This window comes from Streptomyces sp. BR123, from assembly GCF_013401435.1.
GTDB lineage: Bacteria > Actinomycetota > Actinomycetes > Streptomycetales > Streptomycetaceae > Streptomyces.
Genome location: NZ_JACBGN010000058.1, coordinates 1 through 13,420 on the forward strand (window position 1 = coordinate 1; position 13,420 = coordinate 13,420).

At 68.4% G+C, this 13,420-nt stretch carries 5 protein-coding genes; 3 read left to right on the forward strand and 2 right to left on the reverse strand.

Annotation, left to right across the window (positions count from 1 at the left end; translation table 11 throughout):
* Window positions 1-153: 153 nt before the first annotated feature.
* Together HYE82_RS12475 and HYE82_RS38940 are read right to left on the reverse strand one after the other, a co-directional pair.
* Window positions 154-771 carry a hypothetical protein gene (locus tag HYE82_RS12475; protein ID WP_179174069.1) on the reverse strand — a complete coding sequence of 206 codons (618 nt, stop codon included), beginning with the start codon at window positions 769-771 and terminating at the stop codon, window positions 154-156.
* Between the two features lie 133 nt (window positions 772-904).
* Window positions 905-4,999, reverse strand: a complete 4,095-nt coding sequence (locus HYE82_RS38940; protein WP_179174070.1) for a ricin-type beta-trefoil lectin domain protein — start codon at window positions 4,997-4,999, stop codon at window positions 905-907.
* A 108-nt stretch (window positions 5,000-5,107) separates the two neighbouring features.
* Between HYE82_RS38940 and HYE82_RS39245 the strand changes: the two genes are divergently transcribed.
* From HYE82_RS39245 to HYE82_RS12495, 3 genes are all read left to right on the forward strand, one after another.
* A complete protein-coding gene (locus tag HYE82_RS39245) occupies window positions 5,108-12,112 on the forward strand; it encodes a polymorphic toxin-type HINT domain-containing protein (RefSeq protein WP_179174071.1) in 7,005 nt (2,334 codons plus the stop codon).
* 9 nt (window positions 12,113-12,121) lie between these two features.
* Window positions 12,122-12,418: a hypothetical protein gene (locus HYE82_RS12490; RefSeq protein WP_179174072.1), complete on the forward strand. Its 297-nt coding sequence runs from the start codon at window positions 12,122-12,124 to the stop codon at window positions 12,416-12,418.
* Between the two features lie 383 nt (window positions 12,419-12,801).
* Window positions 12,802-13,146, forward strand: a complete 345-nt coding sequence (locus HYE82_RS12495) for a hypothetical protein (protein ID WP_179174073.1) — start codon at window positions 12,802-12,804, stop codon at window positions 13,144-13,146.
* Window positions 13,147-13,420: the final 274 nt, after the last annotated feature.

Here is a 13,420-nt window from a genome sequence, read left to right on the forward strand (position 1 = left end):
CCACCCCCCTCGTCCGTCGGTCCCCGCTCGGCGGTTCCGTCCGCCCCCGATATCTCCGACACCCGAAGCCCCTTCCCTTCCACATGACTGACGGCCACGGCTCACGGCCAAGGCCCGCGAGCCGCCCCGGCACCCTAGTCGATCACCCATCTGTCAACCGCCGAACCAAACGACCAACCGAACGCCCGCGTCCCCGTGCAACCCGGCAAGCGTGCGCATGACCGCCCAGACAGGCCCCCACTCGCGGTCGTCCACGGCATGCTTCCGCCGCAGTCGGCCGATACGGAAGAGGCGCTCCCCGTCGCGCCACTCGGTGCCCTCCGGCCGGAACCGGCCGGCCCGGTACACCTCGTGTGGGCCGGAGGCCCCGGACAGCTCGGCGAACCGGTCCAGGCCCGTGTTGCGGCCCTGGAACTCCCAGTCCCCGTCCGCTCTCCGACGGTACTCGTGCACGCACTCGTCGACCTCGGACGAGGCCTCCTCCCAGTCGGCCCCGGCGATTTCCGCCCACGTGATCCAGGACGCGCCGTGCGCACCACTCCAGTCCGCGAAATCGGCCCGTACCTCCGGGGACGCGTCGGAGGGCAACCCCCGACCCGCGGCGAGCGGTGGGAAGGCATCGCTGCGGACACCGAAGAGGCATCCGAAGGCCGCGTACGAGCGGCCGTTGTAGAGGTGCGCGAGGTCGACCGCCGAGTGCCAGGAGCGGTCGTCCTCGTCCAGCCACCGGTCCCACCGGCACTCGATGAACCCGTATATGTCCGTACCCATCCCCGGATCGTCCTCGCCCACGGCTCCACAGGCGATCGCTTTTCCACGCCGCGGGAACGCCCACGACCTACGCGCAGGGGCTGCTCCCTCGCGACGCGCGAGAAAACAGCCCCTGCGGTTCCTGCCGCCGTGCTTACGAGACGGAGACAGGGACGGGCAGCGGGGCCGTGCTCAGGGTGGGCACGGTCCACCGCTGGGCGGGGCTGCCGTTGCAGTCGAACAGCCACAGCTGCGTGCCGGGCTTGGTGTCGAAGTTGCCCAGGTCGAGGCAGCGCCCGGAGGCGGGGTGGTGGATGCTGCCGTCCGCCCGCGGCAGGAACCGCTGGCTCGGTGCGGCGCTGTCACAGGTCCGGAGTTCGATGAGCGTGGCGTTCGCGACGCCCGCGTTGGCCGCGTTGAGACACATGCCCTGGGTCCGGATGGTCCCGTCGCCCCGGATCTGGAACTCCTGGGCGCCGGTGCCGTTGCAGGAGGAGATCTGGATCCTGTTGCCGTCCTCGGCCCGGTCGAAGTCGTTGTCGACGCAGCTGCCGGCCGACGCCGTCAGGGAGATCGGGCCGGTGGCGCCCGGTGCTGTGGGGGCGGCGGCGTACGGGTAGACGGTGAAGTTGCTGATGCCTCCCTGCTTGAGGTGGTCCTGGGCGGCTCCGTCCGTCTTGTAGCGGCCCAGCACGAGCGGCCCGCTCGGCGCCGGGCTCGTGGCGGCCCGGTGGATGCCGCTGGCCGCGAGTACACCGTTGACGTAGAGGCTCATGCGGCCGGTGCCGGCGTCGTAGACGGCGGTCAGCTGGGTCCAGGCGTCGGGCGTGAAGCGGGCCGCGTCGGTGGTGGTGCCGGTGTAGTCGAACGGCCAGCCGTTGTCGTCCGCCGAGGCCAGGGCGAACTGCCAGCGGGCGGAACTGCGGTCGGGGTAGAGGATGAAGGTGCTGGCGCGGTTGCCGTCCTGGCTCGCGATCACACCGCCGCCGGCGTCGGCCTTGGCCCACGTGCTGAGGGTGAAGCTCTTGCGCGTGTCGACGGCCGGTCGGGCGGCGGTGAGCGTTGCCGGCGACTGCTTGCCGTCGAAGGCCGCGTACGGGGTGGCACGGCCGCCGATGGTCTCGGGATCGGCGATCTTCACGTTGCCTGCCGCCGTCGCGTGGTTCGTGCCGACGGCGTCAGGGGTGGTGGCGCCGTTCTGGCCGGTCAGTTTCCACTGTGCAGTCGGCATGCTGAGGTTGCCCATGAGAATCGCTACGGTGTCGACGCCGGTGGCTGTCGGGTGCGGGACTGTGTTCCCGTTCGGCGCGGTACCGAGCCCCTTGAACGCGACGATCTGGTGGTCCGAGTCAATCGCCCAAAGGTCGGGGATGCCGTCTCCCGTGAGGTCACCGTCGGAACCGGCACGCGGGTACCGCAGCGGATCGACCTTGCCGCCGATCGTGCCCGAAGCAGGGTCCTTGAACGCAGTGAGGTCGGGTGCCTGGACTGTGCCCTTGACGGGCAGGGCGTGCAGGGTGCCGTCGTTCTTCGAGCGAGCCCACAGTGTCGGCAGGTCCGTGCCCTGGGCACGGCCGGGCGTGATCAGCTCGTACCCGTCCCAGCGCGTGTCGTTGGCGGAGAGCAGCATGGCCTGGGGGGCGAGCTTGTTCGTCGCACCTGCGGTGGCCAGCCAGAGCCGTCCGCTTTCCACGAACATCAGAGAGGTGCGCCCCAGCGCCCCGTCCTGGGCCGTGTCGCCTGTGAGGGAGCCGAAGGCCGCGATCTGCGTCGCCTTGGACCAGTCGCTGCCGTAGCCGTGGGTCGTGCAGTCGACGGTCGCTCCGGTCGGGGTGATGCAGCTGCCGGGCTTGTCGACGAGGACCGGCGCGGTGCCGTCCAGGCGGCCGCCCGTCGTGCTGTTCCGGTAGATGTAGAGGTTGGGCTGGCCCGGCTGGTGGGCGAACAGGTCATCGACGTTCTTGTCGCCGAGACTGCCACGGTGTGTGGTCTGGATGCCGTTCCAGCCGTTCCACCCGGGGGCCAGCTGGGGACGGGCGCTCGGGGCGCCGGCAGGGTCGGCGTCGGACCCGATCACGCGCAGTGCGCCCGAGCTGTCGGGCAGCAGGATGTCGGCCTTCCGGTCGCCCGTGACGTCACCGAAGATCGGCGCCGGGCTGTTCGGGTTGGACGGGACGTAGAAGCCGTACGCGACGGGCTGTGACAGGTTGCCGGCGTTGTCCTGGGTCTGGAAGTAGAGGAAGTTCGTGCCCCACTGCTGCGGGGTGAGCTTGATGGTCGCCTTGCCGTCGGTGAGCTTGGCGATGCCCGTGTCGGTGTCGGTGCACTTCCAGTTGACGGCCGCCGCCTTCACGGGGTCGGTCGTCCAGCGGGCGCAGGCCAGGCCGGAGCTGCGGCCGCCGCCGGGCGGGGCGGGGTCGGTGCCGCTGAGGGTGAAGGTGCCTTCCTCGCCCACGCGCTTGGGGTGCGCGTCGATGGTGCCCGAGGCGGGGAAGTCGGCGGAGGTGACGGCTGCGGTGGGCGGGGTGCGGTCGACGCGGAGGTAGCACCAGGCCGTTTCGGCGCTGGTCAGCGTGCCGTCCGTGGTGCGGGCCGTCCATCCGTACTGGTGGCCGTCGATCAGCGGGCCGACGTCGACGGTGACGTCGCCGTAGTCGCTGTTCCAGCCGGTCTCGGCGGAGTACGTCCTGCCGTTGTCGTCGTCCCAGTACTGGAAGGCGGTCCACAGCTGGCGCTTGGTGGCCGAGTACGTTGAGGTCGTGAGCGTGACGTTGTTGTCGGCGCCGACCCAGCCCGGGTTGTCCCAGGGGTTCGCGGTGCCGGGAGTGCGGCAGTCGGCGTACGAGGCCGAGCCCGCGAAGCCGGGAGTGGGCCGGGTGCGGGGCCACCACACGGTGGGTGTGATGTCGTACTCGACGGTGATGTGCGGGGTGTTCTCGTAGCGCTGCCGGTGGTACTTGTTGTACTCGTCGTCGGGTGCGAGGCCGACGGTGATCGTGGGCCACTGGTACCGGACGGCGTTCTTCACCAGGTCCGTGACGTTGAAGTCGATCTGGCCGGTGCCCGACATGTTGGTGTGCCCCACCTTGCTGCAGCCCTGCATCGTGGAGCGGGTGCCGCAGGGCTGCCGGTTCCAGCTGGTCGGGTTGCCGATGGCGCCGGTGGCGTACAGACCCATCGGCGTGGCTGTGGTGGGGCTGGAGGAGGAGATCACGGTCGCGGAGAACGTCGCGCCGATGACCTCGGTGTTGTAGAGGCGGGAGTCCACGCCGATCTGGAAGTAGGCGCGGGTACGGCCGATGCCCGTGCAGGGCGGATTGCCGATGTTGTAGCCGCAGTAGCCGGTGGCCGGCTTGTCCTGCCCGTGCTCGGTGCCGTTGAACTCGTTCGTGTCCGGGTAGGCCTCCTGGACCTGAGCCCAGGCCTGGTTGCCGTTGTCGATCGTGGGGTTCCACCCCGGGTCGATGTACCAGGGGCCGGTGCCCTTGTTCAGCAGTTCCGCGTCGGGGACCAAGTCGATGCCCTTGCCGTCGGCGGTCGTCCGGACGGGCTTCACCGTCGCGCCCGCGCCCGGGCCGTCCGCGCTGGACGGGGCGGGCGGTGCCTCGGAGGCGCGCGAGGCCTGCGGGGCGTCGACGCCGGCCGACTTGCTCAGGCGCTGGGAGGGACCGGCGGCGGCCGGGCCCGACGTGGCGGCGGCGGAGTCCCACATGAAGGAGGTCGGGCTGGTGAAGCGGGTCCGACCGGTGGTGTCCTTGACCTCCAGGTTGCCCGCGGGGTCGCTGCTGACGGCCAGCCCGTCGGCCTCGACGTCGAGCCGGAGCTTGCGGACGGCCGGGTTGGCGGCGGCCTGCGCGGTACGCACGATCAGGACCTGGCTCCAGCCGCCCTGCCGGTCGGCGGTCAGCCGCAGGTCGACGTCCGGCAGCACGTTCCGGTAGAGGGCGCTGTCACCGATGAGCGTGGGCTTGGGGAGCGCGAACGGAGCCTTGAAGGCCACCTTCTTGCCGTCGGCGGTCGTCATTGCGGCCATGGGGCCTGAACCGCCGCCGGAGAAGCTGAGCTGTGAAGAAACCGCGGTGGGAACAACGGCGCCGTCCGCGGCGGCGCGCAGTGTCGCGTCGAGTGTGCGCCACTTGCCGTCCTGGCCCTTGACGCGCTCCGGTACGGCACTGGTGTCGGTGCTGAGCGTGCCGCTCGGGTTGGCGAAGGTCTGCCTGTCCGCGGTCGTCAGCTCGGCGATCGCCACCCGCTTTCCGCTGCTCCTGGCCTCGGAGAGGGCCTTGGTGACGGCTGTCTCCTGGGCGCTCGGGGCGGGCTTCGGCGGGGGAGCGGGCCAGGTGCTTCGCGCCGGTCCGTGACCGCGGGGGCCGGCGTCGGCCGCGGCGGGCGGAGCCGCGATCAGACCCGCGCCGAGGCCATCGGGGCTTCGGCAGCCGATTCCGGCCAGGACACGACGCTGCGCGTCGAGGTGAAGGACCCGACCAAGACCCGTGCGGCCGGCGTCAACGGCGCACTCGTCGCCGTCAGCAGCGCCCCGGGAGCCGCTCCGGCGGGCAGGATCGAGGTCGGACTCGACATCTCCACCTGGGCCAAGGCCGCCGGCGCCAACTGGGCCGACCGCGCCGCCTTGGTTCAGCTGCCCACCTGCGCCCTGACCACCCCCGGCGCCCCCGGATGCACCACGCGCAAGCCCCTGAACTCGCACCGGGACGCCTCCGGGCGCCTGGTCGCGCAGGTCGACGTGCCCAAGACCTCCGCGGTCTCTGCCGCTGTCGCCAAGGGGCAACCCGGCGGAGCCAGGTCGGCACCGGCGGCCCCGCAGATGCTCGCCCCCCAGGACCTGGCCATCGCCGTCGAGGCGGGCCCGCAGGGCGCCGGGGGCGACTACACGGCCACCCCGCTCCAGCCGTCCGCCTCCTGGCAGGCCGGAGCCAACGCCGCGAACTTCACCTACGGCTACACCGTCGAGGTGCCCAACGGCATCGCCGGTGCCGGACCGGGCATCTCCCTCGGCTACGACTCGTCCTCCGTCGACGGGCGCACGGCGTCGACGAACGCGCAGGCCGGCCCGATCGGCGAGGGCTGGGACTGGAGCCCCGGCTCGATCTCGCGCTCGTACAAGGGGTGCAAGGACGCGGGCATCAAGGACTCGGGCGACGAGTGCTGGGCCGGGGACATCCTCTCCCTGAATCTCGCCGGGCACTCCGGGCAGATCGTCCGCGACGACGCCACCTGCGCCTACCGCCTGCAGAACGACGACGGCACGAAGGTCGAGCGGCTCACCGGTCAGCGCAACTCCGCCTGGAAGGGCGAGGCGTTCAAGGTCACCACCACCGACGGCACCCAGTACTACTTCGGCTCCAACCGCCTCCCCGGCGGCGACGGCACCGACCCCGAGGCCAAGTCGGTCTCCACGGTCCCCGTCTACTTCAACAGCGGCCAGGACAAGTGCCTCGGCGCCGACACCCCGGCCAACGGCACGTGGCAGCAGCTCGGCTGGCAGTGGAACCTCGACTACGTCGTGGACCCGCACCAGAACCTGACCAGCTACCGCTACGAGCAGGAGGACAACCACTACGGGCGCGGCGGCGGCCAGAACAACGGCGACGGCAGCCCGACCCGCTACCAGCGCGGCAGCCACCCGACCTGGATCGGCTACGGCCAGCGCCTGCCCGAGCAGATCGCGGCCAAGGGCGCGGCCAAGCCCGCCGCCCAGATCCTGTTCGAGACCGCGGAGCGCTGCTTCGCAGCCGGCGCCATCACCTGCGACCCCGCCCAGCGCACCAAGGCCAACGCGAAGTCCTGGGCCGACACCCCCGTCGACCAGGAGTGTGCGGCCGCCGGCCAGTGCCTGAACCTGTCGCCGACCTACTTCACCACCAAGCGCCTCACGAAAATCAACACAGAGGTGCTGGCGGGGACCGGCTACCGCCGGGTCGACTCCTACGTCCTCAACCAGTCGTTCCAGGACCCGGAAGACGGTTCGTCTCCGACCCTTTGGCTGGACTCGATCGAGCGCCGGGCCTCCAACGGCAAAAAGGAACTGAAGCTGCCGCTGGTGTCGTTCGAGCCGCTGCAGATCGCCAACCGCGTCGACGGCGTGGTCAAACGCCCGGACGGTACGGAAGCCTCGGCGCCCCGCTACAACCGGCCGCGCATCCAGAAGATCACCACTGAGACCGGCGGCCTGATCAACGTCGTCTACAAGGCCCCCGAGTGCTCCCGTGTCAAGGGCACCATGCCGTCCTCCGAGGACGGCAACACGATGGCCTGCATGCCGGTCAAGTGGTACCTGCCCAAGCAGTCCTACGACGACCCGGTCAACGACTGGTTCCACAAGGTCGTCGTCCAGTCGGTCACCCAGCAGGACATGGTCGCCGGCCAGGTCACGACGGTGACCGACTACGAGTACGGCGGCGGCATCGCCTGGCACCGCAACGACTCCGAGTTCGCCGACCCCAAGACCCGCACCTGGGACCAGTTCCGCGGCTTCGCCACGGTCACCACCCGCACGGGCAACGGCAACACCGCCGAGGCCCCGCGCACCAAGAGCGTGGCCACGTACCTGCGCGGCATGGACGGCGACGCCCTCGCCAACGGTGGCAAGCGCAGCGTCACCCTCACCGACGCCCACGGCGGCAGCACCAAGGACGAGGAAGTCCTGTCCGGACGGGTCCTCCAGACCGAGACGTACGACCGCGACGGCGGCGCCGTCATCGCCGACGAGGTCACCACTCCCTGGCTCGGCAAGAACATCACGGCCACCCGCGCCCAGTCGGGCGGCATGCCCGCCGTCACCGCCCGCGCTCAGAACACGGCCAAGGTCACGAGCCGGGCCAAGCTGGCGAACGGCACCTGGCGCACCAGCGAGCGCACCTCCGAATACGACGACACGGCCTTCTCGCGCCCGCTCCGGGTCGACGACAAGCAGGACCTGTCCCGCCCGGAGCAGCGCCTGTGCACCGAGTTCGATTACGCCGTGGGCCCCGGCGGCGCCCCGACCGAGCTGATCTCCCGCACCCTCGTCCTCTCGGGCGCCTGCGGCCAGACCCCGACCACCGCGAACACGGTCGGCGACACCCTCACCTACTTCGACAACCAGCCCGCCAAGCAGGCCGGCGCGACCGGCGACCAGACGGGCACCGCGGTCCTGGAGAAGTACGACGACGCGGGCAAGCCCGTCTACCGCCTCAACTCCACCTCCACGTACGACGCATACGGCCGCGTCACCAGCAACACCAACAAGGTCCGCAAGGACGCCGCCCGCCCCGACGGCGCGGTGACCACGACCGAGTACAAGCCGGCCACCGGCAGCCTGCCCACCGCGGTCACCCACACCAACCCGCTGGGCTGGAAGACGACCACGACCCTCGACCCCGGCCGCTCGCTGCCGCTGAAGACCACGGACGAGAACAAGCACGTCGCCGAGCGCGAGTACGACGCCTTCGGCCGTGTCACGTCCATCTGGCAGCCCGGTCAGGAGCGTGCGAAGGGCGCCCTGCCCGTACGCAAGTACTCGTACGCGATGAACGGCACCAACGCGCCGTCCAGCGTCCTGAGTCAGGCGCTCATGAACGACAAGTCGTACACATCCAGCTACACCCTCTACGACGGCCTGGGCCGCGTCCGCCAGACGCAGGCGAACCCGGCCTCCGGTACTGCCGGACGACTGATCACGGACGCGCTGTTCGACTCACACGGCCGGCAGGTGAAGACCAGCGCCGCCTACTACAACGACGAGGCAGGTCCGTCCGGGGCTTTGTTCCTGCCCAACGGCGGTGTCAATCCGGACAGCAAGCTGCCCGCGCAGACCATCACGGCCTTCGACGGCCTGGGACGCCCCACGGCGTCCATCTTCCAGTCGTACGGTGTGGAGCAGTGGCGTTCGAGGACCGAGTACCCGGGCGCCGACGAGACCCGCACGATCCCGCCGAACGGCGGCTACGCGACGGCGACCGTCACCAACGGCACCACGTCGTTCCTGCGCCAGTACAAGTCGAACACGCCCACCGGCCCGTACGATGAGACGACGTACGAGCGCAACGCGCAGGGCAAGGAGCTCCGGCGCAAGGACGCAGCCGGCAACGAGTGGACCTTCTCCTACGACCTCCTCGGCCGGGTGGTGAAGAGCACCGACCCTGACGCGGGCACCAGCACCACCGTCTACGACGACGGCAAGAACCTCACCACCGTCACCGACGGCCGGGGCAAGAGCGCCACCACGCTTGTCGACCTCCTCGGTCGCCCCGTTGCCACCTACGAGGGCAAGGCCGTCGACCCGGCCAAGCAGGTGGGCGCCTTCACCTACGACACCAAGGTCCTGGGCAAGCCTTCCAGCAGCACCCGCTACGTCGGCGGAGCCGGCGGCAGCGCCTACGTCTCTGAAGTCATCGGGTACGACGCCGGCTATCGCCCGCTCGGTACGAGGACCACGATTCCCGCAGCGGAGAAGGGGCTTGCGGGCACCTACGAGTCCAAGAACACCTACGACGCCTACGGACAACCGGCCACCACGACTCTGCCGGCCATCCCGGAGGCAGGTCTGTCCGCCGAGACGCTGACGTTCTCCATGGACACGGTGGGCAACCTCGTGTCCTTCGACGGCACGATCGGAACGATCCGATCCCCGTACGTCGTGGACCTGCAGCGCGACCCCCATGGCCAGGTCATCCGCACCACGGTCGGCAAGGCCGGCATGCAGATTGTCTCCACACTCGACTACGACGTGGCGACCGGCCGCCCCATCCGCTCCACCCTCGACAAGCAGACCGAGGCCAGGGCCAGCGTCGACGTGGTCGACTACACCTACAACCAGATCGGCCAGCTGACCTCGATCGGCAACACGCAGGACGGCGCCCAGCGCGACCTGCAGTGCTTCACCCATGACTACCTGGGCCGGTTGACCCAGGCCTGGACCGACACCGGCAACCAGACCACCGCGCCCAAGCCCAGCGTCCCCGGCATCGGCGGCTGCGCCAACGCGACCGGCCCCGCGGTCGATGCCGAGGGCAAGCCCAGCGTTGGCGGGCCGGCACCGTACTGGCAGCAGTACGAGTACGACCTGATCGGCAACCGCAAGAAGCTGGTCCGCAAGGACGTCACGGGCGACGCGGCCAAGGACACGACGGTCACCCAGACCTTCGGCGGCCGCCAGAACACCCCCTCCACCGACCCGAAGACGGGCGGCGGCACGGGCGGCCCGCACGCCCTGATGACCTCGACGGAAACCGGTCCGGCCGGCACCAAGGTCACCTCCTACACGTACGACGCCGGCGGCAACACTGCCTCCATCACCGACACCCCCGGCACCCGGACCCTGACCTGGAACGACCAGGGCAAGCTCGACAAGATCACCGGAACCGGCGAGAAGGGCAACACCAGCTACCTCTACGACACGGGCGGCAACCAGCTCATCCGCCGAGACCCGGACAGCACCACCCTCAACCTCGGCACCGACCAGATCACCCTCAACACGACCACCGGCAAGGTAAGCAACGTCCGCACCTACGCGGCCCCCGGCGGTCTGTCCGTCACCCGCACCACCACCGGCGGCGAGTCCGACCTCACCTACCAGAGCTCCGACCACCACGGCACGGGCGGCGTCCAGTTCAAGGCCGCCGACCTCGCCCACGTCCGCCGCGCCACAGACCCCTTCGGCAACGACCGCGGCACCCCGCCCGCCCCGGACACCTGGGCAGGCGACAAGGGCTTCGTAGGCGGCACCAAGGAGAAGTCCACCGGTCTGACCCTCTTGGGCGCCCGCGAGTACGACCCGACGACGGGCCGCTTCATCAGCCCGGACCCGCTCATCAACAGCAGCGATCCACAGCAGTGGAACGCCTATGCCTACGCCAGCAACAGCCCCGTCAACGCATCCGATCCCAGCGGGCTCATGACGCCCTGCACCAGCGGATGCAGCGAGTCGGAAGAGTACGTGAGTCCCCCTCTCTGGGAGGACGACGCGGTCTCGAGCGCCGGCCGGGAGCTGCGGCAGGCCAACGCATCGCTCGACAAGGCCAAGAAGAGGCGCGCCCACCTCATCCACGAGGTCGTCAACCTCATCGGCGACCTGATCGGCTACAACGACGCCCGCGACTGCTTCACCAAGGGCGACGTCATGGCGTGCATCAACACGGCTCTGGGCGCCGTCCCGTGGGGCAAGATCGCCAAGGCCATCAAGGTCGGCATCAAGGCCTTCAAGATCTACAAGGAAGTCAACAAGGCCTACGACGCCATCCACGAAGCCGAACGAGGAGTCTCCCGCGCATCCGATGCGATGACCCGAGCCAAGACGGCGGCCAAGGAAGCCCGCGACGCCGAGGCCAAAGCAGCCCAATCGGCATCCGAGAAAGCCGGCAAGGACACAGCCACCGACAGCGCCGGAACGGAAGCCAAAGCCACACGCGAGACATCCGACACGGAGGTGAACGCCGGCTCCGCCGAATCCCACAGCAGCGGAGGCGGGGAGTCGAGCGCAGGAACGGGATGCAAGGTCAAGCAGAACAGCTTCCCGACCGGCACGCGTGTCCAGATGGCCGACGGCACGACCAAGGAGATCCAGGACGTCCGCGTCGGTGACACCGTCCTCGCCACTGACCCTCAGACGGGCGAGACCCGGCCGCAGCAGGTGACGGCCACCATCACCACCCCCGACGACAAGGAGTTCACGGACCTCACCCTCACCGACGATTCCAACCCCCGGGCCCCGCCGGCCGACCTCACCTCGACCTTCCACCACCCGCACTGGAACGAGACCCGCCGCCAGTGGGTCGACGCGGGCGAATTCAACCCGGGCGACCAGCTCCGCCGCCCCGACGGCACCACCCTCACGGTCAAGAGCAAGCGCAACTACCCCTACGCGGTCACCACCCACAACCTCACCGTCAACGACTTCCACACGTACTATGTGCTGGCGGGCGCGACGCCGGTCCTCGTTCACAACTGCGGCACTCAGTATTACGAGAACCGCTATGGAGCGACGGATAATCGTGGACTCTCGGCCACCTTCGAAGACGGCATGGTGGAGATGACCCTCAGGGCCAGGACGCCCATTGGGGCCCGGATCGAAGGGGTCCCCACAGGTAGTGAGATGTTTCAGGAAGCTTTGGATGCCTTCGGTGGTGCAGAAAACGTCCGGGGAATCACTGCGTCATGGAATGCAGGTGAGCTGGACACAAATCTCAGGCAGTTCAACGAACTGATTCGCGGAGGATCCTCGCTTGAGGACGCAGCACGGGGGACGTGGACCGGGCGGCAGGCCGGAAGGCGAGGGTGGTCCTCTGTATCCATCGATCACGACATGTCGCTTCCGAATCCTGACGGAACATTCCGAGAGGTGATGGTCTACTTTACGAGGTAGGAGTAGCGTATGAGAGACGATGAATACGAAGAGAAGCGAAGCCGAATTGTCCAATCGATCCGCATGTGCTGGATTGCCGAGCAGTCGGTTGTGTCGGTGCTGCGAAAACTGGTGGCCGAGCTGGGGCCTTCTGACGATCGTGCCGGCATCGCGTTTCAGGTCGTAAATTACATGGCGCGAGCCTTTGATATTCGACTGGCTGTGGCCGGAAAGTTTGCGCGATGGCAGGCTATCGGGGGAGATCTGTCAGACGAAGAAACCGAGGAGAGGTTTAAGGGGTTCATTGTCTGGCCCCCAGCGGCTTGATCTTGCGTTTTGTTGAAATATTCGGCGTCTGGAATGTGGCGCCGAAATGAGCAATAGTAGAGAAATTGGAGAGGCCCCACCGGATTTGATTCCGGTAGGGCCTCTCGTGTGTGTTGGGGCGTCTGACGGCAGTAGTTGCCGCAGCGGCAACAACCACGGATCTCCCCGCACAAGCGCGGACGCCAGCGGAACGCAAAACCCGCTCTGACCAGCGAAGACGCGGGTCGAGGGGTACCGCGTAGCACACGTACTATGTGCTGGCGGGCGCGACTCCGGTCCTGGTTCACAACTGCGACGGAACCTTCTCTCTCGGAATAGGAAGTGGGAGAACAGTTACGGAGGAGACCTGGCCACGCAGGGTGTTGAAGCGACGCTAGACAGAGATGGCGTACTGGGAGATGGTGGTGCGTGCACCCAAGGGTGTTTCTGGACTCCCCAGAGGTTCAGCAATGGTCACGGATGCGATGAACGCCTTCCAAGGTATAGGTAGGCAGGTCAACGGAATCCGCGGGGTCTGGAATGCGGGACCGTTGGGCGATAACCTGAACTCCCTCAACGCCGCCGTGCGTGGCGGGATGAGTGCTGAAGATGCCGTGTGGGAAACATTCACCGGAAAGTTTGCTCGGAGGAACGGATTCACGGAGGCATCAATCGACTGGGAAAGTGCAGCGGGCGGTCTGGGGGGCCATACAGAATTCGTCGTCAACTTTATGCGGCCGGGGGGTTGAGGTGGGCCCAGAGGAATATAAGGCAATGAGGAGAAAATTGCTCGAACTCTTCAGAAGTGCTGGATGCGCGACGGTTCGATCATCGGCGTCCTGCGTCTGCTGGTGTTGGAACTCGGTCCGAGAGATAACCTCGCGGCTATCGCCTTCGGCGTAGTTGGTTGCATTCATGACGCGTTTGATATGTCGCTAGGGGAAGCGAAGAGAATCTCGCGATGGCATGCAATCGGGGGGATCTCTCAGACGTGGAGATCGAACGGCGGATCGGAAATCTGGT

Excerpts from the sequence above, each read along its gene's own strand:
- HYE82_RS12490 (WP_179174072.1), top strand. The coding sequence starts at position 12,122 with ATGAGAGACGATGAATACGAAGAGAAGCGAAGCCGAATTGTCCAATCG.
- HYE82_RS12495 (WP_179174073.1), top strand. The coding sequence starts at position 12,802 with ATGGCGTACTGGGAGATGGTGGTGCGTGCACCCAAGGGTGTTTCTGGA.
- HYE82_RS12475 (WP_179174069.1), bottom strand. The coding sequence starts at position 771 with ATGGGTACGGACATATACGGGTTCATCGAGTGCCGGTGGGACCGGTGG.